The sequence below is a fragment of the Chromobacterium alkanivorans genome (assembly GCF_016937655.1).
In the GTDB taxonomy this organism is placed as follows: Bacteria; Pseudomonadota; Gammaproteobacteria; order Burkholderiales; family Chromobacteriaceae; genus Chromobacterium; species Chromobacterium alkanivorans.
In genome coordinates, this window is the sequence record NZ_JAFHKL010000001.1 from 703337 (window position 1) to 725729 (window position 22393).

Sequence of the window (22393 nt, forward strand, 5' to 3'; positions counted from 1 at the left end):
TAAAGAGGAGAGCGCGATGCGGGTGAAATGGCGGCATATCGGCGTGGGCGGGGCGATGCTGGGCATCGGCGCGGCGGCGGGAGCGACGACGACGGTTGCGCCGGCGGCGCGGGAAACCGAGGCCAAGCCCGCGTCGGCGTCGGTGATGCTGGCGGAGGCGCAGCGGCTGGAACGCCTGCGCGCGCTGGTGAAGCGGCATGCGATCGCATGCCATTGCTCGCTGTGCCTGGGGATGAACCCCGTTGGAGCGAGTGGCGGAAGAGAACAGGAGTCGAACCTGCCCGGGACCGCTGGCGGCCCCATCTGATTTTGAAGACCAGCCGCCCCACCGGGGACGCGTCTCTTCCTGCGTACGGCCGGGCCTTTGGCCCGACGGCGTCGAGCCGACGCCAGCGCGCATTATATCGCGGAATCGCGATAAGCCAATTTTATGCCTGATAAATAAAATGAATTTCTAGGACGCGCTTCATGCCATTAGAATGGACGGGCCGCCGAACGCGCCGCGAGAGCGCCCGGGGCCATTCCGTCTACCGAGAATAAAGGAAATCAGCATGAAGCACGTTCTGTCCCTGTTTATCCAGCTTTGCCACGTCGCGGGCCGTCCGGGGCTGCGCCGCGGCAAGTAAGTCCGGCCGGCGTCGCCGGCGGAGCGAAGGGAAAGCGGCCCGGCAGGGCCGCTTTTTCATTGCGCGCGGCGCGTTGTCCGGCGGCTACTGTCCCATGGGACTGGTCCGGATGCCGGCGGATGGTGTTTTGTCGGGCGGCTTGATATATTGGCCGTAAATATTTTAATGGCATTTTTGTTCTAATTAGATTTAATTGTTTAGTTTGTGAAATCAAAGTTCAAATGCCATCAATCCGGCGCTGAAAGCCGTCGGACGACGGGCGCGGAATGAGCAGGGTCGGGAGCTTGGCATGGGGAAGAGCTGGAAGGCGGTCTTGGGCGGAATGGCGCTGGCGTGTTGCGTGGCCGCGCTGCATGCCGAACCGGGGCCTGTGGTGTTGACGGTGTCGGGCAAGATCAGCCAGTTCACCAATAAAGAAAAGAACGTGTACGAGTTCCGCGAGCAGGATTTGCTGAGCTTGCGCCAGCACTCGGTGGTGACCCGGACCACCTGGACGCCGCAATCGGTGTTCAGCGGGCCGCTGATGCGGGACATCCTGGCCAAGGTGGGCGCCGGCGGCCAGAAGGTCAAGCTGCGCGCCTTGAACGACTATGTGTACTGGATAGACCGCCGCGAGTTCTACGACTTCGACGTGGTGCTGGCGCGCTCGGTCAACAACAAGCCTTTGGACATCACCAACCGCGGCCCGCTGTGGCTGATGTATCCGCTGGATCAAATGCCGGAGGATAAGAAAGGGCCGGTGATGGACGCCAAGCTGGTGTGGCAGATCAACCGCCTGGTGGTGTTTTGATGCCGGCCGGCCAGGAGGGCTTGGGGCGAGCGATGAACAAATCGATGCTGTCCGGCTGGAAGGGCATCCCGACGCTGGCCTTGCTCGGCTTTTTACTGCTGGGCATCGGCGTGTACATGGCGATCGAGCGTTACGTGCCGGCGCGCGGCTTTGAGGGGCGCAGCGAGGATTTGTACTGGTCGGTGGCGCAGATGCAGCTTGAACTTGAGAAAGCCCGCGCCGACCTGCTGCGCCTGAAGGCGGGCGAAGTCCCCGAATCGCAGGTGCAGTTCCGGCTGGCGGTGGCCAACAGCCGTTTCCTCGATTTCGTCACCCCGTCCAAGATGCAGGAGATGCTGAGCCGCGTCGACGGCTTCAAGGGCACCGCCAGCCTGCTGCAGGATTTCTTCGAGGACGAGAACATCCTGCATCCCAGTGTCCGCAGCGCGCAGCAGAACATAGACCGCATCGACAGCATCCGGCCGTCTCTGGCTGAGTTCGCAGTTCAGGCGCGCGTGGCCGAGGTGTCTTCGCGCGACGCGCGCAATAAGGATTTGCGGCACAACCAGCAATTGGTCGCTTCGCTGTGGTTCGCGCTGGGCGGCATCTGCATGGTGATTTTCGTGTTGCTCTACCGTTACCAGGGCGCGCGTCGCGACGCCGCCGCGCGCCAGCAACTGCTGGAGCAGGAGCGGGCGGCGCACAAGGCCACGGTGAACGCGGAACTGGACCGCACCACCTTCCTCGCCACGCTGAGCCACGAGATCCGCTCGCCGCTGCAGACCATGCAGGTGTGCGTGGAGCTGATCGAGCCGGACATCGATCCGGCCGGCAAGGCCGCCAAGGCGGTGGGGCGGCTGAAAACCTGCATGGCGCACCTGATGACCCAGGTGCGCGACATCATGGACATCTCCGCGATCAAGAACATGCAGTTCCGGCTGCACATCAGCGACGTGGACGTGGCGGCCACGCTGAACGAGGTGATAGACGTGCACCGCGCGCAGCTGGACGGCAAGGGCCTGGGCCTGCATGTGCGGCTGGGCGAGCTGCCGCCGACGGTGAAGCTGGACGGCGACCGCTTGCGGCAGATCGTCGGCAATCTGCTGACCAACGCCATCCGCTACACCGATCACGGCACGGTCACGGTGGAGGCCGGCGTGGACGGCGCCGATGGCCGCAACATCCTGGACATCCGGGTGATAGACACCGGCATCGGCGTGCCCGAGGAGTTTCAATCGCGCATCTTCCAGCCGTTTTTCCAGGGCCATTCGCGCCGGGTGGGCAGCAGCGGGCTGGGCTTGGCGGTGGTCAAGGAACTGGTGTCGCTGCTGGGCGGCGAGCTGGAGCTGAAGAGTGTGGTGGGCGTCGGTTCCGAATTCATCGTGCGCTTGCCCATCGTGGTGCCGGATCAAATGCCGGGGCCGGAACGTTCGGTGCTGGTGGTGGACGACGACAAGAACATCCGCGAACCGTTTTCCGACTGCCTGCAAATGAACGGCTACGCGGTGTCCACCGCCAGTTCGGTGGCGGAAGCCTGTCAGAAGCTGCAGCAGGCCAGTTTCAACGTGGTGCTGCTGGACATGCAGCTGGGCAATGAGAGCGGCTATTCGGTGGCGGAGGCGCTGAAGCGCAGCGTGCGCCACCGCGGCGTGAAAATCATCGCGATGACGGCGTATCCGGAAGAGTACGCCGATCCGCGCGCCGCCTGGTTCGCCGCGCGGCTGGAGAAGCCGTTCGATATCAGCCGTTTGCGCGCGGTATTGGGCCGGGCGCTGGAATCGCCGTCCGGACCCGGCCACGTCGGCTAGTCGAACAGCCGCGCTTCGCGCAGCAAATGCCTGTCCCCCAGGCGGCGGGTGAAGCCGCAGCGGTCGAAATATTCCAGGATCTGAATCGCCAGCTTGCGGCCGCAGCCCAGCTGGTCGCGGAAGTTGGCGGCGTCGGCGTAGCCGGCGTCCTGGTTCAACTGGCGCACGCTGGCCGCCATGTCGCGGATCGCCGCGCTGCTGAGGTAGCGGTCCCGCACCACGGCGTGGACATGACCCAGGCGCGCGGCTTTGCGCAGCAGGGCGCGCGCCGCTTCCTCCTCCACGCCGGCCGTCGCCGCCAGCTCCCGCACCCAGGGCGCCAGGTTCGCTTCGGCGAAAGCCGGCTCCAAACGCCGCCACAGCGCGGCCTCTTCCGCGTCGAAAGCCAGCACGTGTCCGGGCAGATGCAGCCAGCCGCGGGTATTGGCCAGTTTTCCCTCCGCCAGCAATTGATCGATCATCAGATTGACCGCGGCCTCGCTTTCCTGCGGCAGCGCCAGCCGGCGCGCGCGGCCGCGGCTGGCGCCCAATTGGTCCGGCTGCTGAAGATGCAGCGCCGCCAGCCGTTCCAATAGCTGGCTTTGCAAATCCGCCCAGTGCTCCGGCGCATAGGCGTGCTGGCCGGCGACGCGCAGCGGCGCGGCGCGCAGCAGCCGCTCCAGGCCGGCCTCGCTCAATTGCCGGTCCCAGGCCAGCTCGGCCAGGGACACCGCCTGCCGGCCCAGGCGCAGCCGCAGATTTTCGGCGTCGTCCGCGCCGGCCGCGGCCAGCGCGCGCAGATGGGCCAGCCTGTCCTCGTGGCGTTTGCCGCGCGTCGGCGGCTGCCGCTCCAGCACCGTGGCGCAGGCCAGGGTGTGTTGCGCGCCGGCGTCGCGCAGGATCAGCCGGTCGCCGTCGGCCAGGTGGAGCGGGCGGTCCAGGCTCAGTTCCGCCAGCCCTTCCTCGCCGGGATGGAGCTGCGGACGTTCCAGCAGCGCCACCCGGCCGGTGCAGTGGCTGGCGGCGTGGTGGACGTGCACGGCCTGCCAGTGGCGCAGCGCGGCGTGCAGCGCCGGCGCCAGGCGCATGCGCACGCTGACGCGGGCGGTCGGCTCCGGGGCGGCTTGCGCCAGCAGCCAGTCGCCGCGTTGAATCTGTTGCTTGTCCACGTCGCCGGCCAGATTGAGCGCGATGCGTTGTCCGGCCTGGCCTTCCCGCGCCGGCAGGTTCTGCACGTGCAGGCCGCGCACGCGGACGGCGGCGTCCCTGCCGCTCAGCCATAGGGCGTCGCCGACGCCGACGCGGCCGCTCCAGGCGGTGCCGGTCACCACCAGGCCGGCGCCGCTGATGGTGAAGGCGCGGTCTATCGCCAGGCGGAAGCGCCGTTCGGTTCCGACGGCTTCGTCGCGCAGTTGCAGTAGATGCCGCCGCAGCGCGTCGACGCCGGCGCCGGTGCGCGCGGACACCGGGAGCAGCGCCGCCGCTTGCAGGCCGTGCTCGGCCAGCGTCAGCCGCGCAGCGGCCATCGCGCGCTCCAGCGCTTCCGGGCCGGCCAGGTCGCTCTTGCTGACGACCACGGTCAGACTGTCCAGGCGCAGCAATTGCAGGATGGCGAGGTGTTCGCGGGTTTGCGGCATCACGCCGTCGTCGGCGGCGATCACCAGCAGCGCGTGGCGCACGCCGCCGACGCCGGCCAGCATATTGCCGAGGAAGCGCTCATGGCCGGGCACGTCGATGAAGCCGATCGCGCCGCCGTCCGGCGTCGGCAGATAGGCATAGCCCAGGTCTATGGTCATGCCGCGCTTTTTTTCTTCCGGCAGGCGGTCGGCGTCGGTGCCGGTCAGGGCGTGAAGCAGGGCGGTCTTGCCGTGGTCTACGTGTCCGGCGGTGGCGATAATCATGGCGGGCGAAGCGGCAGGGGGAAAAGGCCAAGTATCGCCAGAAACGGCGGGCTTGGCCATGGGCCCGCGCTCAGCGGGCGGGCGCGGGGTCCGGAAGATAGTGGCCGGCGGGGTCGATGTGGACCAGCACGTCCAGCACCGGATGCCGCTCCAGCACGCGGTGGCGCGCGGCTTCGGAGATGGCGTGGGCCTGTTCCACGCTGATGGCGCCGTCCACTTCCAGATGCACGTCCACCTGGATCAGGTCGCCCATCTTGCGGGTGCGCAGATCGTGCACGCCGTGGATGCCCGGTGTGGCCAGCAGGGTCTGGCGGATGGCGGCGACGGCGTCGTCGTCGGCGGCGCGGTCCATCAGGTCGTGCATCGCGTCCCAGCCGAAGCGCCAGCCCATGCGGGCGACCAGCAGGCCCACCAGCAGGGCGGCCACCGGGTCCAGCAGCGGATAGCCCATCAGGTTGCCGATGATGCCCAGCGCTACCACCAGGGAGGAGGCGGCGTCGGAGCGCGCGTGCCAGGCATTGGCCACCAGCATGCTGGAGCGCACGCGGCGGGCCACCGCCAGCATGTAGCGGAACAGCGCCTCCTTGACCGCCAGCGCCAGCAGCGCCACCCACAGGGCGACGGCGTGGACGGTGGGGATGGCGGCGGGGTCGTGGAATTTCGCGGCGGCGCTGTAGAGCATGCCCAGGCCCACGCCCAGCAGCAGCAGGCCGAGGATCAGCGAGGCGGCGTTTTCGTAGCGGTGGTGGCCGTAGTGATGGTCGTTGTCCGGCGCCTTGTGGCTGTGTTTGCCGGCCAGCAGCACGACGAAGTCGGCGATCAGGTCGGACAGCGAGTGCAGACCGTCGGCGATCAGGGCCGAGGAGTGGGCCAGCGCGCCCACCACGATCTGGGTGGTGGAGAGGATCAGGTTGACCGCGACGCTGACCAGCGTGCTGACGCGGCCGGCGCGGCGCTTCTCCGCGCTGTCGCCGTCGATGGCGTGATGGGTATGGGCCATGGCTGTGCAGTCCGGCAGTGGGTAGGATGTCGCCATTATCGCACAAAAGGCTATTAAGTTTGGAAAATTGATTGTTTTTCTTAATGAGAATGAGAACAAGAACGAACCTCAGCCGCGGCAGAGGCGGCTTGTGACACAATCGTGGTTTTCCGCGGGCGGGGCAGGGAATGGCTTTATTGCTGAAAAGCGCCTTGGGCGCGCTGGCGGTCTTGTTGATCAGCGTGTTGGCCAGGTCCAGGAATTACTACATCGCCGGCCTGGTGCCGCTGTTCCCCACTTTCGCGCTGATCGCGCACTACATCGTCGGCGGCGAGCGCGGCGCGGCGGAGCTGAAAACCACCTTGTTGTTCGGCATGGCTTCGCTGCTGCCTTATTTCATCTATCTGCTGGCCTTGTATTGGCTGATAGACCGTTGGCGGCTGGGCGCGGCCTTGCTGGGCGCGGCGGCTTGCTGGGCGGTGGCCGCCGGTGTCTTGGTGTGGCTATGGACGCGGCAATGAGGCCAGGTTGGCGATGAAGCCGGCCTCGTCTTCCAGGCAGCGCAGGTCCAGCCATAAGCGGCCGTCGGCCAGGCGGCCGATCACCGGCCGCGGCAGTCCGCGCAGCGCCTCGGCCAGCCGCTCCAGCGTGCCGCCGCGGCCGTCGGCGGGCGCTATCGCCAGCGCCCAGCTGGGCAGCCGGTCCACCGGCAGCGAGCCGCTGCCGATCTGGGACAGGCAGGCGGCGCCCTCCGCCAGGTAGTCCGTTCCCAGCGCCGCGGCCAGCGGGGCGAGCAAGCGCTCGGCGCTGGCGCGCATCGCCGCTTGCGGGCGGCTCAGCCGGCGCAGCGTGGGCAGGGCGTCGGCCAGCCGGTCCGGCTCCAGATAGAGCCGCAGCGTGGCCTCCAGCGCCGCCAGCGTCATCTTGTCGCAGCGCAGCGCGCGTTTGAGCGGGTGCTGCTGAATCTTGTCTATCCATTCGCGCTTGCCGATGATCAGGCCGGCCTGCGGGCCGCCCAGCAGCTTGTCGCCGGAGAAGCTGACCAGGTCGACGCCGGCGGCGATCATCTGCTGCGGCATCGGTTCGTGCGGCAGGCCGTAGGCGGCCAGGTCGATCAGCGCGCCGGAGCCCAGATCGGTGGCCATCGGCAGGCCGCGTTCGCGCGCCAGTTCGGCCAGCTCCGCTTCCGCCACGCTGCTGGCGAAGCCCTGAATCGCGTAATTGCTGGTGTGGACCTTGAGCAGCAGGCCGGTCTCCGCTGTGACGGCGTTGCGATAGTCCTTCAGATGGGTGCGGTTGGTGGCGCCCACTTCCACCAGCCGGCAGCCGGCCTGGCGCATCACGTCCGGCATGCGGAAGGCGCCGCCTATCTCCACCATCTCGCCGCGCGACAGGATCACTTCGCGGCCGGCGGCGACGGTGGACAGCATGATCAGCACCGCGGCCGCGTTGTTGTTGACCACGCAGGCGGCTTCCGCGCCGGTGAGTTCGCGCAGCAGTTCGCTGACCGCCTGGTCGCGGTGGCCGCGGCCGGCGCCTTGCAGGTCGAATTCCAGCGTCGCGGCTTCGCGCATCGCGGCGCTCACGGCCTCCACCGCGGCTTCGGCCATCGGCGCCCGCCCCAGATTGGTGTGCAGCACGGTGCCGGACAGATTGAACACCGGCCGCATCCGCATGCGCTGGCGTTCGGCGACCCGGTCGCCGACGGCGGCGGCCAGACTGTCGTCGCTGGCGGCCCAGGCCGGCAGCACGTGCTGTTCGCGTATGGTCCGGCGCGCCTGCTCCAGCGTTTGGCGCACGGCTTCGGCCAGCGCGGCGTTGCCGTGGCGGCCCAGCAGGCGGGCCAGGCGGTCGTGGCCCAGCAGGCGGTCTACCGAGGGCAGGCGGGTGTACAGGTTCTTCAGGTCCATGGAGAGCTTCCGGCGCGGCGTCAGATTCCTTCATTTTACCCGCTTACGCCCGAGAGCTGCCGGCTGCGTATAATGGCTGGATGCAGACACATCAAACGCCTCCCTACGCCGGCCTGACGCCGGACGCCATTCTCGACGCCGTGGACAGCCTTGGCCTTTACAGCTCCGGCAGCCTGCTGGCGCTGAACAGCTACGAGAACCGGGTTTATCAGGTCGGCATCGACGACGCCGCGCCGCTGGTGGCCAAGTTTTACCGGCCGGAGCGCTGGAGCGATGAGCAGATTCTGGAGGAGCACGCGTTTTCGCTGCAATTGGCGGAGCGCGAGATTCCGGTGGTGCCGCCGCTGGTCTTCAACGGCGCGACGCTGCACCATCACGGCGGTTTTCGCTTCGCCCTGTTCCCGCGCCGCGGCGGCCGGGTGCCGGAGCTGGGCGACGCGCGCACGCTGGAGTGGATAGGCCGCTTTCTCGGCCGCATTCACGCCCTGGGCCGGGTGGAGGGCTACGCGCGGCGGCCGGCTTTGGATGCGTCCAGCTTCGGCCGCGAGCCGGCGGACTATCTATTGCGGCACGCGGATTTGCCGCCGGAACTGCGCGAGGTGTTCCGCGGCGTGCTGGAGCAGGCCTTGGCCGGCGTCGACCGCGCCTACCAGCGCGCCGGCGCGGTGAGCGCGCTGCGCTTGCACGGCGATTGCCATGTCGGGAACATGCTGTGGACCGACGATGGCCCGCATTTCGTCGATTTCGACGATAGCCGCATGGGGCCGGCGGTGCAGGATTTGTGGATGCTGCTGTCCGGCAGCCGCGAGGAGCAATCGGCGCAGCTGGCCGAGGTGCTGGCCGGTTACGAGGACTTTTGCGAGTTCGATCTGCGCGAACTGCATTTGCTGGAGGCGCTGCGCACCCTGCGCCTGATCCATTACAGCGCCTGGCTGGCGCGACGCTGGCACGACCCGGCCTTCCCGGCCGCCTTCCCCTGGTTCAACGGCCAGCGCTATTGGGAGGAGCAGATCCTGACGCTGCGCGAACAGATCGCGCTGCTGGACGAACCGCCGCTGTGGTCGGCTTGAATTCAGCGCTCAGCCGGTGCTGGCTTCCTTGTTTTGCTGCATTCTTTCCTTGACCCAGCTTTCGAAGTGGGGCGCGTCCATCGGTTTGGCGATGAAATAGCCCTGGCCCATCAGGCAGCCGCGGTTGCCCATGAAGTCCAGATCGGTGGTGGTTTCTATGCCTTCCGCCACCGTGGTCAGCTGCATGCGCTGCGCCAGTTCGATCACGCTGTTGAGCACGGCCTCCAGGTGCGGCTTGGTGGACACCGAGGTGACCAGCGACTGGTCTATCTTCAGCTCGGTGAACGGGAAGCGGGTCAGCTGCTGCAGGGTGGCGAAGCCGGTGCCGAAGTCGTCGATGGACAGGCCCAGGCCGCCCAGGCGCAGCCGGGCGGCGATGCCGATGGCTTCGGCCAGATTGTCGGCGATGGCGGTCTCGGTCACTTCGAAGATGATGAAGCGCGGCGGCACATGTGTGCTGAGCAGGCGCTGTTCGATTTGCTGGGTCAGGTCGTCCCCTTTCAGCGACAGCGCGGACAGATTGACCGACAGCGGCAGCCGCAGACCGCGGCGCGCCCATTCCTGCCATTGCTTCAGGCCCTGGTCCAGCATGCTCAGCGTCAGCTCGGTGGCCCAGCCGCTGGCTTCCACCACCGGGATGAAGCGGGCGGGGGAGACGATGCCGAGTTCAGGGTGCTGCCAGCGCGCCAGCATTTCCGCGCCCTTGAGCAGGCCGCCGTTGAGGGTGACCTTGGGCTGGTAGTAGGGAATGATCTCGCCCTTGTCCAGCGCTTCGCGCACTTCCACCTCGCTGAACAGTTCGGCGTGATGCTCGTCGCCGCCCTTGGGCGTCCACACCCGTTTGAGCAGGTCCAGCAGCTCAGGCTGGCGCAGCGGCTTCTTTAAACCGCCCAGCACCGGCAGCCCCAATTCCCGCCCCATCAGCTCCACGGTGGAGATCAGCAGGTAATCCTTGCTGGAGGTGACCACCAGCGGCGCGGCCAGCCCCTCCTTGGCCATGTGCTGCATCACTTGCACGCCGTCCAGCTTGGGCATTTCCAAATCCAGCAGGATCAGGCTGGGCAGCTGCTCGCGCATCCGCTCCAGGCCTTCCTCGCCGTTGGCGGCCTGGCGGATCTGCTGCGCGCCCAGGCCTTGGCAGATCTCGCAGCCGTGCTGGCGCTGCAAGGTGCTGTCGTCGATGATCAGGACGTCCTGGATATCCAGTTGCATGGTGTTTCCTCGTTCAGCGGCAAATCGCCTTGGCGATGGTGTCCAGCGACATCACTTCGTCGGCCGCGCCCAGGCGGATCGCCTCCTTGGGCATGCCGAAGACCACGCAGCTTTCCTCGTCCTGGGCGATGGTCTTGGCGCCGCAATCATGCATTTCCTTCAAGCCCTTGGCGCCGTCGTCGCCCATGCCGGTCATGATGATGCCCAGCGCGTTCTTGCCGGCGAACTTGGCGGCGGAGCGGAACAGCACGTCCACCGACGGTTTGTGGCGGCTGACCAGCGGACCGTCCACCACTTCCACCAGGTAGAAGGCGCCGCTGCGCTTGATCATCATGTGCTTGCCGCCGGGGGCGATCAGTGCGCGGCCGGGCAGGATGCGGTCGCCGTTGCTGGCTTCCTTGACCTCGATCTGGGACAGGCTGTCCAGCCGCTCGGCGAAGGAGCGGGTGAATTTTTCCGGCATGTGCTGGACGATGGCGAGGCCGGGGCAGGTGCGCGGCAAGGCGGTGAGCACGGTTTCCAGCGCCTGGGTGCCGCCGGTGGAGGTGCCCACGGCGATGATGCGTTCCGTGGTGGCGAACATATTGCCGCCGGTGGGCGCGGACAGGATGGCGTCGGCGGACAGCTTGGGCCGGGTTTCCAGCGGGTTGGGCGCCGGCGCCGCAGCGCCCAGAGAGGACGAGCCCGGCGTCGCGCCGCCGGCCGACGGCATCACCCGCACCCGGTTCATCCGGGCGGCGGCGGCGCTGCGCACCGCGTGCACCAGCTGACTGGCGCTCTCCTCCAGGAAGCCCTTGACCCCGGCCATGGGCTTGGCGATCACTTCCACCGCGCCGGCGGCCATCGCCTGCATGCTGATGTCGGTGCCTTTCTGCGTCAGCGAGGAGCAGATCACCACCGGCGTCGGCCGGCTGGCCATCAGTTGCTTGAGGAAGGTGATGCCGTCCATGCGCGGCATCTCGATGTCCAGCACGATGACGTCCGGCCATTGCTGTTTCATTTTTTCCATCGCGGCGATGGGGTCGGTGGCCACATCCATCACCGTCATGCCGCTTGCCTGGCTGAAAACCTGGCTCAGCACCTGGCGAACCACTGCAGAGTCGTCCACGATCAGCACTTTGATAGTCATGCCCGAGTCCTTGCCTTATGGTGTGCGGAAATCCTGCTCATGTCCGCGTCCTGCGTCTGTTTTACCCACACATCGCCCGTGGCCAGGTCGAACATCACCAGCCGCGGGCTGTTGCCGCCTAAATCCTCCGCCTGCACCGACAGCCCCAGTTGCTTGACCAGTTGGTAGGCCATGTCGATATTGCGCGACGGCACGTCGTGCGGTTGATCGCGCTCGACGCCGGCCAGCACCGCGGCGCCGCCCACCAGCTTGGCGTGGAACTCCTGCAAGGGCAGGCCGGAGGACAGCACCTCGTGCAGCATCAGCAGCATGGCTTCGTCGCCGTAGCGGCCGGACAACGTCGACGGCCGGCGGTCGGTGCGTCGCGCCAGCAGGTAGTGGCACATGCCGCCGATCTTGGCCTTGGGGTGCCACAGCGTGATCGAGACGCAGGAACCGAGCAGCGTGCGGATCTTGTGGTGCTTGTCGCCGAAGTACCAATCGCCGGGATGCAGGAAAATATCGACGTCTTGTTTTGTCATTACCAGGGCCTTTGCGCCTTAAGGTGGCCAAGCGACCGGTTCATTCGTTTCAATGTAGAACAGTTGCCGCGCCGTTTCAGGGCGGATTCGACGCGCCCTCCGGCGCGGCGTCCGCGTCCCGGATCAGGAAGTAGGCGATTTGCTGTTGCAGGCGCGCCGCCTGTTTGTGCACTTCGGCGGCGGTGGCCGCCAGCGCTTCGCTGTTGGCGGTGTTGCGCTGGGACACCTCGCCCAGGCGCTCCATCGCGTCGTTGACCTGGGCGATGCCGCGCGCTTCCTCGCGGCTGGCGGCGCTGATGCCGCCCACCAGCTCCGCGGTGGCCGCGCTGCGCTCCAGGATGCCGGACAGCGCGCGCGCGGCCTGGCGCGCCTCATGGCGGCTGCGCCGCGCCAGTTCGCCTATCTCCCGCGCGGCGTTCTGGCTGCGTTCGGCCAGCTTGCGCACATCGTCGGCCACCACGGCGAAGCCGCGGCCGTGCGGGCCGGCGGTGGCGGTCTCGATGGCGGCGTTGAGCGCCAGCAAATTGGTCTGGTAGGCGATGTCCTCGACGATGGCGATGCGTTCGGCGATCTGTTCCAGCGCGCTCTCCGCGGTCTGCACCGCCTGTTTGCCGTCCGCCACCTGGCGCGCGGCATCGTGGGCGGCGGCGTTGGTCAGCTCCGCCTGCGCCAGATTGCCCTGGCTGACGTCGTGCATCTGGGCGCAGGATTCCGCGGTGGCGCCGACGCTGAGCGCGGCGGCCCAGCTGCTTTGCGCCAGCGCCTCGGCGGTGGCCCGGATTTCGCGGGCGCTGTCGGCCAGTTGGTCGGCGCTGTGGCTCACGTCCAGGATGATGCCGCTCAGATGGCGGTCGCAATACACCAAAGCGGTGTGCACGCTGCGGCGCGTTCCGGCGGGCGCTTTGTCGCCGCGGCACAGGCGGCCGGCGGCCATGTCGCGCATGCGCGCGGCCAGCGCGTCGGGCTCCGCGCCCAGGATGCGCCACAGATTGCGGTGGATGGCCCAGGCCAGGGTCAGGCCGGCCAGCGCGCTGCCGCCGGCCAGCGCCAGCAGCAGCGTTCTCAGTTGCCGGCCGCGGCGCTCCGCCAGCTCGCTGGCTTGCTGGCGCAGGGCGTGCGCTTGTTCGCGCAGCTGCCGCAGCGCGACGAGCAGCGCCGGCGCGGCCTGGTCCAGCGCTTTGCGGGCTTCGTATTTCTGATTGGCCGCGGCCTGGCGCATGCCTTGATCCAGTATCGCGAAGGCCAGGCCGCGTTGGGTTTGCAGCTGCCGCATCGAGCGTTGCAGTGCTTCCTTGCCCGGCGCCTGCTGTCGTTCTATGGCGTCGGCGAGTTTTTGTTCCAGTTCCAGATAGCGGCCGCGGGCGGCGAGATAGCTGTCGCGCCAGGCCTGGATGTCGCGGCGGCTGGAGACGATGATCAGCGAGCGGTAGTCGATGCGCATTTCCTGAATCTGGACATGCATGCGGTCGCTGAGCCGGGCTTGGCGGCCGTAGACCCGGGTGACCTCTTCCAGCTGGATGTGGAACTGCTCAAGGCCGTAGAGCCCGGCGCCGATCAGGGCCAGCAGCAGGCACAGCAGCGCGCCGAAGCCCAGTTTCAGTTGCCGGGAGACGGACAGGGGATTCCGGCCGGGCGCGGAGGCGAAGGGGGCCGGCATCGCCGCTCAGGCCTTTTCCGTTTGGGTTTCCGCGGCGGCGTCCTGTTGGCCCAGGCTGGAAATCAACGCCATTTCATCGACCGACAGCACTTTGTTGACGTTGAGCAGCACGATGAAATGGCCGTCCAGCTTGGCCATGCCGGCGATGAAGTCGACGCGGATCTTGCTGCCGAACTGGGGCGGCGGCTCGATGTCGGCGTCGGGGATGGCCAGCACCTCGTGCACCGCGTCCACCAGAATGCCGATCAGCTGCAACTGGTCCTCGCCCTCGACTTCGATGATGACGACGCAGGTGCGGCGGTTGATTTCGGTTTCGCCGCGGGCGAAGCGCAGCGACAGGTCTATCACCGGCACCACCGAGCCGCGCAGATTCATCACGCCGCGGATGAAGGGCGGCATCAGCGGCACATGGGTGGGTTTCAGGTATTCCAGGATTTCGCGTATCGCCAGGATGCCGATGGCGAAGACGTCGCCGCCCAGTTGGAAGGTCAGGTATTGGCGGACGTCGGCCTGCGGCTCGGCGGAGGCGGCGTTGTCGTGTTTGCGCTGCAGATGTAGCGGTTTCATGGCGCTGTCCGGGTTAGAAACGGATGAAGTCGGACTCTTCCGCCAGCGGCGGGTGCAGCGGCTTGTGCAGCAGGGCGGGTTCGTGTCGCGCCCGCACCCGTGTCGCAGGATGCAGGATTTCGGCGGCGCCCAGCTTGAAGTAGCCCATCAGCTCCTGCAGGTGTTCGGCCTGATCGTTCATCTCCTCGGCGGTGGAGGCCAGCTCTTCGCTGGCGGACGCGTTCTGTTGGGTGGTCAGGCTCAGTTGCTGGATGGCGGAGTTGATCTGGCTGACGCCGCTGGCCTGTTCGTTGGACGCGGCGGCGATCTCCTGCACCAGATCGGCGGTGCGGCTGCTGGAGCGGACGATTTCCTCCAGGAACTGGCCGGCTTGTTCGGCCAGCTTGACGCTGCTGCCGGCCACGCCGCTGATTTCCTGGGCGGCGATCTGGCTGCGCTCGGCCAGTTTGCGCACTTCCGCCGCCACCACGGCGAAGCCCTTGCCGTGTTCGCCGGCGCGCGCGGCTTCGATGGCGGCGTTGAGCGCCAGCAGATTGGTCTGGTAGGCGATGTCGTCGACGATGCCGATCTTGTCGGCGATCTGGCGCATCGCCTCCACGGTGCGGCGCACCGCCTCGCCGCCCTCGGCCGCTTCGCGCGAGGCCTTGGTGGCGATGCTTTCGGTCACGCGGGCGTTGTCGTTGGTCTGGCTGATGGAGGAGGACATTTCCTCCACCGAGGCCGAGGTCTCCTCGATGCCGGCCGCCTGCTCGCTGGCGGCCTGAGACAGCGCCTGGGAGGTGGAGTTGATCTGCTGCGCGGCGCTGGACAGCGCTTCGGAGCCGCTCTTGACCTCGGCGATGATGGTGCGCATCCGCTCTATGGTGACGGCGATGGCGGCGCACAAACTGCTTTGGTCGCCCGGCCGCAACCGGATCTCGGCGTCCAGATTGCCGTCGGCCACATGGCGCATCACTTCGGACACATAGTGCGGTTCACCGCCCAGGGTGCGCAGCAGATTGCGGGTGATCAGGGTGGCGATGACGGTGCTGAACAGCGCGGCCAGCAAGGACAGCGCGATCATCACCCAATGGGCCTGTTGATAACTGGTGTCGGCCTGGTTGGTCAATTGCTCGTTGAGCTTATCCTCCAGGTCCGCCAGCGCGGTCAGTTGCTGGTTGAAGGCGATCATCTGCGGCGCGATCTCGCCCTGCATCATTTTTTTTGCCTCGTCCTGGCGCCCCTGATTGGCCAGGTCCACCGCCTTGTCCACCATGGCGAGCGTGGCCGGACGCATGTTCTGGATACGGCTCATCTGCTCCAGTTCCTGCGAGGTGTTGTTGTTCGCCTGCCGGAAGACTTCGGCCAGTTTCTTTTCCCGGTCCATATAGATGATTTTGGCCGCCTGGTAGGCCTGCAGCGCGTTGTTGATGTCGGCCGGCCCCTCGGCCAGCATCACGTTGCGGTAGGCGATGCGGATGTCCTGGTTGTCGCTGATCAACTGGCGCGCCAAGCGGCTTTCCACATTGTTGACCTGGGTGATGTCGCGCAGCGCGATATTGCTGATTTCCAGCCCGTACAGCGCGGAGCCGACGCAGATCAGCATCAGCACGATGATCAGGCCGAAGCCCAGGCCGAGTTTCTGCGCGATGGACATGCCGTGTTTGTATTGGCTCATTGGGCGCTCCTATCCGTTTTCGCCGCGGTGTTTGTCGTGCCTGGGTCCCATTCCCGGGCGGGAAACAGCGCGTAGCGCTCCGCCTCTTTTTGGGTGGCATGGTGAATCAGGGCGGGCACGTCGAGAATCAAGGCGACTTCGCCGGTGCCCAGTATGGTGGAGCCGCTGATGGCTTTGAGATGGCGGAACAGGCTGCCCAGCGGCTTGATCACGGTCTGGAATTCGCCCAGCAAGGCGTCCACCACCAGGCCGGCCTTGCGCTCGCCGTAGTGGACCACCACCACGTTGCGGCGCTTGGCCGCGACGGCGGGCAGATCCAGGAAGCCGTCCAGGCGCAGCAGCGGCAGCAGTTCGCCGCGCAGGTTCAGGCAGTCGTGCACGCTGTCCTTGTCCAGCGCGGCGGGCAGTTCTATGCATTCGATCACCGCTTCCAGCGGCACCACGAAGGTGGCGGCGGCGACTTCCACCAGGAAGCCGTCGATGATGGCCAGCGTCAGCGGCAGCCGGATGCGGAAGGTGGTGCCGAGCCCGAATTCGGATTCGATGTCTATGGTGCCGCGCAGCTGCTCTATGCTTTTCCTCACCACGTCCATGCCGACGCCGCGGCCGGAGATGTTGGTGACCTGGTCCGCGGTGGAAAAGCCGGCCTCGAAGATCAGCCGGAACACGTCCTGCTCCGGCAAGGTCGCGTCGGTGGGCAGCAGGCCGCGCTCCACCGCCTTGGCCAGGATGCGTTGCTGATTGAGGCCGCCGCCGTCGTCGGCCACTTCGATCACGATGCTGCCGGACTCATGGTAGGCGTTGAGCCAGACATGGCCTTCGGCCGGCTTGCCGGCGGCCAGCCGGCGTTCGGTGGTTTCGATGCCGTGGTCGATGGCGTTGCGCACGATGTGCATCAGCGGATCGCCCAGTTTCTCCACCATGGATTTGTCCAGCTCGGTTTCCGCGCCGGAGATGTGCAGCTGGATGTCCTTGCCCAGTTCGCGCGACACGTCGCGCGCCACCCGCGGGAAGCGGTTGAAGATTTCGCCGATCTGGATCATGCGCATGGACAGGGTGCCGGCGCGGATCTGTTCAATCAGGTTGGCGATGGCCTGGGTGGACTCCACCAGCGCGCTCTGCTGCGAACGGCGCGCCACCAGGTTGGCGGCGGCGCCGGCGATCACCAGTTCGCCGATCAGATTGATCAGGCTGTCTAGCTTGCCGGCCTCCACCTTGATGAATTTGCTTTCGGCCGCTTTGCCGCTTTTGGCGTCGCTGACGGTTTTGGCGCCGGCGCGCGCGGCGGGCGCTTCCGGCGGCGCGTCGGCGAGCGGGGCGGGATCAGCGTCCGCGGCGGCGAGGTCTTCCGGCGCGAACTCCACGATCTCCACCAGCGGCGCTTCCTCCTCCTCCGTCAGCGGCGCGTCGGACGCCGCCTCGGACTCGTCGGCCTCGGCGCCGGGCTCCAGGCCAAAGCGCAGCCAGACCGCCTGCACCGCGTCGGCTTCCTCCGGCGACGCGCTGGCCAGCGTCTGCGCCTGCTGCCGCGGCGTGGGCGGCCAGGCCAAGATGTGGACCTCGCTGTCTTCGCGGGCGAATTCGAAGACGTCCACCAGCGTCTGCTGCGCCTCCTGGCTGCGGTACAGCGCTTCCAGCCGCAGATAATTGGTTTCCGGGTTGAAGGCGTCGCCGGCCGGCAACTGGGTGGTGACGGCTTCGATCCGGTCGATCTCGCCTATGGTGGCGAGATAGCGGATGAAGGACGAGGGGTCCATGCCGTTGCGCAGCATGTCCGGGCCGAAGCGCAGCGACAGCAGCCATTGCTCCGGCCTCTGCGCGGCAGTAGGCTCGGCTTCAACAAGGGTCTCGGGCGGCGCTTGCGGCGGCTCGCTCTCCGCCGGGGCTTCCTCGACGGCCGCGCCGCCGACGGCGCGGCTGTAGGCGACCAGTTCCTCCAGCAGCTCGGTGCCGGCGAAGCGCTCCAGGCTGTCCTTGGCCGCCAGCGCGGTCAGCATTTCCTTGACGTGGTCGTGGCAGCGCAGCAGCAGGCCGGTCAGCATGTCGTCCAGCCGCAGCGCGCCGTCGCGCAGCAGGTCCAGCACGTTTTCCACTTCATGGGTGAAGCCGACGACGACGTCCAGGCCGAACAGCCCGGCCGAACCCTTGATGGTGTGCATGGAGCGGAATAGGGCGTTCAGCTGTTCCGTGGTGGTGGAGTCGGCTTCCGCGTCCAGCAGGATGCGCTCCATCTCCCCCAGCAGATCGTTGGATTCTTCGAAGAAGGTTTGCAGCGCCAGTTCAAGATCCATGCGCGGCCTCCTCCAAAGAGAGTTCGCCTTGCAGGCCGACCAGGCGGATGAAGTCCAGCGACGCCGGGCTGGGGTCGACGAAGCGCAGCGCGACGCCCTTGCGCAGGCTTTCCCGGCGCAGCCACAGCAACACTTGGGCGATGGCGCAGTCCAGCTCGCCAACGCAGGACAGGTCCAGTTCGATGGCGGCGTGGCCGGCCAGGGCGGCGTGGAGTTGCTGGTGCAGTTCCGCCGCCTGGTAAATGGTTTGTTCTCCGCTGAGCGTCAGCTGGAAAGCGGCGGCGGGCGGCGCGGCGGGCGCGCTGTCTTGGGCGTCTGTTTTTTTGCGGGCGCGCGGCATGTCGGGCTCCCGGTCAGGGCAGGATCAATTTGGAAACGGCGGTCAACAGCACCGGCGGCTGGAACGGTTTGACCACCCAGGCCTTGGCCCCGGCGGCCTTGCCTTCCTGCTTCTTTTCCTCGGAGGATTCGGTGGTCAGCATGATCACCGGAGTGAACTTGTAATTGGGATGGACCTTGATGTTGCGCAGCAGCGCGATGCCGTCCATCAGCGGCATGTTCACGTCGGAGACGATCAGATGGACTTTGCGCCCGTCCAGCACGTCAAGGGCTTCTTGGCCGTTGGCGGCCTCCAGCACCTCATAGCCCGCGCCGGCAAGCGTCATGCGCACCACCTGCCGCAGGCTGGCCGAGTCATCGACGATGAGTATGGTTTTGGCCATCGAAAGCGTTCCCCGGATCAAAAAAAGGTGATGTTGTTCTGGTTATTGCCCGATTCAGTCTTGTCGCTGCTGTGCAGGACGCGCTGCTCATGGGTGGTATAGCTGTTTTTCAAGGCCTCCAGCCAGGCGGCGGTGTCCGGTGGCGCCGGCCGCTGCTCGGCGTCGATCAGCGCCAGGCTGAACACGTTTTCCAGCCGTCGCATATCGTTTTGCACCCCGCTGAGGATTTGATCCACCCGGTCCTGGAATTGCAGCTGAACCAGGATGTCTTCCAGCGCCTGCTGTAGGGATTGCGACTGCGCGGCTTCGTCGTCCGGCGCGGCTTCCGGATCCTGCGCGGCCGCGTCGGCGGGATTTCGCGGCGTCTGCGGCCGCAGCGGCTCGTGCGCCATCAGCGCCAGGCTGTCCATGGCCTTGTCTATCTGGTTCTGCAGCCGGGACAGCTGTTCCAGCGTGTCGCTGCCCAATTGCTCCATGCTTTGCTCGCCGTCCAGCTGGCGGCCGCTGATCAGGCTGCGCACCAGGTTTTGCAGGGTGCTGGCCGACTGGCCCAGGGTGTGCAGATGGATGGCGAGGTCGGTCTGTTGCCGGGTGGCGTTCTGCAAGAGCTGAAGCAAGTGCTGGAGCCGGCTTTCCGCCTGCGCCAGCGCCGCCTGGTCGGTGTGCTCGCCCGGTTTGGGCACCGCGCCGCCCACTTGGCGCAGGATGCCGTCGAAGCGCAGGGTCAGCCGGTTGGCGGCGTCGTCCATCTGTTCCTTGCCCAGGGAGATGTGGCCGGCCCACAGCGGCAGCAAGGCGCAGACGTGGCTGGCGAAGCCCTGCCAGTATTCGTCCGGGCTAGACGGCTGCGGCGCGGCGGCGGGCGCGGGCCAACACAGGGCCAGCGCCAGCGCGGCGGAACTGAGCGCCAGACCGGCCCAGAGCAGGGGCTGCCCCCAGAACAGCCAGCACAGGACGCCGCCATTGATGGCCAGGCCCAGCAGCAGGCGGTTTCTTGGCGTCAGGGGCGGGAGCAGGGCCATGTCGATCAACCGGGATAGAAAAAAGTCATACCTTTTTTGTAGTTGTTGGTTTTTTCTTATGCAAACGGACGGCGCGGCCAAAGCGCTCGCCGACGCTATGAAAAAAGCCTCCGTGTAGGAGGCTTGGGGGACGTTGGGAGCGGCGGCTTAGCCGGGAAACAGCAGCGGATTGACTCCGCTGCGGGCGAAGCCGCGTTGCTCCAATTGCTGGTCCAGCGCCAGCGTGGCCAGATCGTCGGCCGCCGGCTCGGCGTTCAGGTCCTTGTCCAGCGCCAGGATCTTCAGATAGCTGCCGCAGTCGCCGCAGCTTTCGCCGCGCACCGCGGCCTGCTGGCTGTCGCCTTGCTCCAGCGACCAGTAGCCGATGTCGCGCGTGGCTTCGCAATTGCTGCACTTGGCGCGCACCAGATGCCATTCGCTCTCGCACAGGCTGCAATGCAGATAGCGCAGGCCGGACTCGTTGCCGAGGCGCACCACGCTGGCCACCGGCGGCATCGCGCACACCGGGCACAGGTGGCGGGCGTCGTCCGGTTCGGCCACCGCCGTCACCTGCAGTTGCGCGGCCAGCTGGCTGAAGTAGACCGACAGCGCCGCCCACAGCAAGGGCGCTCGCGCCGAGCCGACGGCGGCGAAATCGCCGTCGAGCAGCGCGCGCGCGGCGCTTTCCAGCGCCGCGTCGTCGGCCTGTTCCAGCTCGCGCGCCACCTCGCCGGCGGGGCCGGGCAGGGCGGCCAGCTCCGCGCACAGCGCGCGCAGCAGATCGCGCCAGACCGGATCGCGCGGCCAGGCGGCGGCGCCCAGCGGCGGCAGGCCGTGTTCGGCGCAATGATGAAAGTAATCGCCGCGCGGCGGCAGCGTCACCGGCTGTTCGCGCACCAAGCGGTGCTGCGCGGCGGCGATGCGGGCGGCGAAGGCCAGGTAGGCCGCCATCGGGTGGCCGTCGGCCAGCGCGGTCAGGCGTTGGCTGCGGGCCAGATAGCGTTCGGCGGGCTGGGGCAGCAATAACGGCGGGATTTCTCCCGCCGCGGTTTGCAGCCGGCCAGCCTCGTCCAGGGGGACGATGCGTATGCTCATGGCTTGTTCTTGTCTCCGGTCATTTCACGATACCAGCGCGGATGATGCTTCTTGGCCCAGGCGTGGGTGACCACGCCTTCCACCATCGCCCGTATCGTGCCGCGCACCCAGATGGCGGCGTAGACGTGGACGATGATGCCGGCGATCAGGATCAGCGCGCTCCAGGCGTGCAAGAGCAGCGCCACGCGGATTACCGGGATGGGGAAGTACAGGGCGAAGTAGGGCCGCCACATGATGAAGCCGGTGCACACCAGCACCAGCATGCAGCCGGTCATCAGCCAGAACATGCCCTTTTGGCCGCCGTTGTACTTGCCGATGTCGCCGACCTCGTGGCCGGACAGCACCGACTTCACCGCCATCATCCACTTCACGTCTTCCTTGTCCAGGAAGTTGTGATGCCAGTAGCGCAGGAACTGGCGCGCGAAGCCGACGAACATCAGCACCCCGACGAAGGGGTGGATGATGCGCGCCAGCTGCGGCGTGCCGAATACGCCGGTCAGCCAGAAGAAGGCCGGGTAGAAGAAGGCCAGGCCGGAAATCGCCAACAGTACGAAGCACACCGCCACGATCCAGTGGTTGAGGCGTTCCGCCGCGCTGTAGCGCTTGATCAGCTTTTCCTTGCTCATGCCTGTTCCTCCTCTTCCTCTTCCGCCTTATTGGGGCCGACGCCGATGTAGTGGAAGAAGCCGAACAGCACCGAAGCCGCCAGGCCTATGGTGGACAGCGGCTTGAGGATGCCTTTCCACAGGCTGACCACCGGACTGATCTTGGGATCCTTGGCCAGGCCGGAATACAGCTCCGGTTTGTCGGCGTGGTGCAGCACGTACATCACGTGGGTGCCGCCCACGCCTTCCGGATCGTACAGCCCGGCGTTGGCGTAGCCGCGGGTCTTCAGCTCTTCCACCCGCTCGTGGGCGTAGGTCTGCATATCGGACTTGGTGCCGAAGCGGATGGCTCCGGTGGGACAGGTCTTCACGCAGGCCGGCTCCTGGCCCACCATCACCCGGTCGGAGCACAAGGTGCATTTATACGCCTTGTTGTCCTTCTGGTTGATGCGCGGGACGTTGAACGGACAGCCGGAGATGCAATAGCCGCAGCCGATGCAGTGCTCGGACTGAAAGTCCACGATGCCGTTGGCGTACTGGATGATGGCGCCCGGCGACGGACAGGCCTTCAGACAGCCCGGGTCGGCGCAGTGCATGCAGCCGTCCTTGCGGATCAGCCACTCCAGCTTGCCGCTTTCCTCCACCTCGCTGTAGCGCATCACCGTCCAGCTGTGGGCGGTGAGATCGGCCGGGTTGTCGTAGACGCCGACGTTGCTGCCCACTTCGTCGCGGATGTCGTTCCACTCCGAGCAGGCCACCTGACAGGCCTTGCAGCCGATGCAGGTGGACACGTCGATCAGCTTGGCCACCTCGGCCTTGTAATCGCGCACCACCGGCGGCTGGGTAGGGCTGGCGGAGCGGCGCTGGATATCTTGCGATTGCAGTGACATGGTC

The 22393-nt window shown here is 66.8% G+C and carries 20 protein-coding genes and 1 tRNA gene; 4 read left to right on the forward strand and 17 right to left on the reverse strand.

Going from position 1 to position 22393, the window contains the following annotated elements:
* Window positions 1–252 precede the first annotated feature (252 nt).
* Window positions 253–347, reverse strand: a tRNA-Sec gene (locus JW897_RS03300).
* A gap of 568 nt (window positions 348–915) precedes the next feature.
* Between JW897_RS03300 and JW897_RS03305 the strand changes: the two genes are divergently transcribed.
* Together JW897_RS03305 and JW897_RS03310 are read left to right on the forward strand one after the other, a co-directional pair.
* Window positions 916–1416, forward strand: coding sequence for a putative pterin-binding protein (locus JW897_RS03305; RefSeq protein ID WP_156187842.1), 501 nt, complete (start codon window positions 916–918; stop codon window positions 1414–1416).
* 32 nt (window positions 1417–1448) lie between these two features.
* Entirely contained in the window at window positions 1449–3203 is a 1755-nt protein-coding gene (locus JW897_RS03310; RefSeq protein ID WP_205465145.1) for an ATP-binding response regulator, read from the forward strand.
* Here the strand turns inward: JW897_RS03310 and selB are convergent.
* Complete coding sequence (gene selB / locus JW897_RS03315; protein WP_205465146.1) at window positions 3200–5083, reverse strand: selenocysteine-specific translation elongation factor; 1884 nt, start codon at window positions 5081–5083, stop codon at window positions 3200–3202. The two genes, JW897_RS03310 and selB, sit on opposite strands and share 4 nt — an antisense overlap.
* A 70-nt stretch (window positions 5084–5153) precedes the next feature.
* Entirely contained in the window at window positions 5154–6083 is a 930-nt protein-coding gene (locus tag JW897_RS03320; protein ID WP_205465147.1) for a cation diffusion facilitator family transporter, read from the reverse strand.
* Between the two features lie 167 nt (window positions 6084–6250).
* On the opposite strand from JW897_RS03320, the gene JW897_RS03325 reads away from it, so the two are divergent.
* Window positions 6251–6583 carry a GlpM family protein gene (locus tag JW897_RS03325; protein ID WP_205465148.1) on the forward strand — a complete coding sequence of 111 codons (333 nt, stop codon included), beginning with the start codon at window positions 6251–6253 and terminating at the stop codon, window positions 6581–6583.
* On the opposite strand, the gene selA is transcribed toward JW897_RS03325, so the two are convergent.
* Entirely contained in the window at window positions 6566–7972 is a 1407-nt protein-coding gene (gene selA, locus JW897_RS03330) for an L-seryl-tRNA(Sec) selenium transferase (RefSeq protein ID WP_205465149.1), read from the reverse strand. The genes JW897_RS03325 and selA overlap by 18 nt on opposite strands.
* 80 nt (window positions 7973–8052) lie before the next feature.
* On the opposite strand from selA, the gene JW897_RS03335 reads away from it, so the two are divergent.
* Window positions 8053–9042 (forward strand): serine/threonine protein kinase, encoded by a 990-nt coding sequence (locus JW897_RS03335; RefSeq protein ID WP_048414270.1) that lies wholly within the window; start codon window positions 8053–8055, stop codon window positions 9040–9042.
* A 9-nt stretch (window positions 9043–9051) separates the two neighbouring features.
* Here the strand turns inward: JW897_RS03335 and JW897_RS03340 are convergent, their stop codons facing one another.
* The 13 genes from JW897_RS03340 to fdxH form a co-directional block, all read right to left on the reverse strand.
* Window positions 9052–10254, reverse strand: coding sequence for an EAL domain-containing response regulator (locus tag JW897_RS03340; protein ID WP_048414271.1), 1203 nt, complete (start codon window positions 10252–10254; stop codon window positions 9052–9054).
* 13 nt (window positions 10255–10267) lie between these two features.
* Entirely contained in the window at window positions 10268–11383 is a 1116-nt protein-coding gene (locus JW897_RS03345) for a protein-glutamate methylesterase/protein-glutamine glutaminase (protein WP_205465150.1), read from the reverse strand.
* Window positions 11380–11904, reverse strand: a complete 525-nt coding sequence (locus tag JW897_RS03350; protein ID WP_205465151.1) for a chemotaxis protein CheD — start codon at window positions 11902–11904, stop codon at window positions 11380–11382. The genes JW897_RS03345 and JW897_RS03350 overlap by 4 nt, the downstream gene beginning before the upstream one ends.
* A 76-nt stretch (window positions 11905–11980) precedes the next feature.
* Window positions 11981–13561: a methyl-accepting chemotaxis protein gene (locus JW897_RS03355; protein WP_205465152.1), complete on the reverse strand. Its 1581-nt coding sequence runs from the start codon at window positions 13559–13561 to the stop codon at window positions 11981–11983.
* 6 nt (window positions 13562–13567) lie between these two features.
* Window positions 13568–14128: a chemotaxis protein CheW gene (locus JW897_RS03360; protein WP_205465153.1), complete on the reverse strand. Its 561-nt coding sequence runs from the start codon at window positions 14126–14128 to the stop codon at window positions 13568–13570.
* Between the two features lie 13 nt (window positions 14129–14141).
* On the reverse strand, window positions 14142–15785 hold the full coding sequence (locus tag JW897_RS03365; protein ID WP_205465154.1) for a methyl-accepting chemotaxis protein: 1644 nt from the start codon (window positions 15783–15785) through the stop codon (window positions 14142–14144).
* Entirely contained in the window at window positions 15782–18076 is a 2295-nt protein-coding gene (locus JW897_RS03370; RefSeq protein ID WP_205465155.1) for a chemotaxis protein CheA, read from the reverse strand. Before JW897_RS03370 ends, JW897_RS03365 begins: the two co-directional genes overlap by 4 nt.
* Window positions 18066–18416: an STAS domain-containing protein gene (locus JW897_RS03375; protein WP_053077352.1), complete on the reverse strand. Its 351-nt coding sequence runs from the start codon at window positions 18414–18416 to the stop codon at window positions 18066–18068. The genes JW897_RS03370 and JW897_RS03375 overlap by 11 nt, the downstream gene beginning before the upstream one ends.
* A gap of 13 nt (window positions 18417–18429) precedes the next feature.
* Window positions 18430–18798, reverse strand: a complete 369-nt coding sequence (locus tag JW897_RS03380; RefSeq protein ID WP_048409685.1) for a response regulator — start codon at window positions 18796–18798, stop codon at window positions 18430–18432.
* Between the two features lie 17 nt (window positions 18799–18815).
* A complete protein-coding gene (locus JW897_RS03385; protein ID WP_156187843.1) occupies window positions 18816–19820 on the reverse strand; it encodes a hypothetical protein in 1005 nt (334 codons plus the stop codon).
* Window positions 19821–19967: 147 nt separating this feature from the next.
* On the reverse strand, window positions 19968–20894 hold the full coding sequence (gene fdhE / locus JW897_RS03390) for a formate dehydrogenase accessory protein FdhE (protein WP_048414277.1): 927 nt from the start codon (window positions 20892–20894) through the stop codon (window positions 19968–19970).
* Window positions 20891–21520: a formate dehydrogenase subunit gamma gene (locus JW897_RS03395; RefSeq protein WP_048414278.1), complete on the reverse strand. Its 630-nt coding sequence runs from the start codon at window positions 21518–21520 to the stop codon at window positions 20891–20893. Before JW897_RS03395 ends, fdhE begins: the two co-directional genes overlap by 4 nt.
* A complete protein-coding gene (fdxH, locus tag JW897_RS03400) occupies window positions 21517–22389 on the reverse strand; it encodes a formate dehydrogenase subunit beta (RefSeq protein WP_043591190.1) in 873 nt (290 codons plus the stop codon). Before fdxH ends, JW897_RS03395 begins: the two co-directional genes overlap by 4 nt.
* Window positions 22390–22393: the final 4 nt, after the last annotated feature.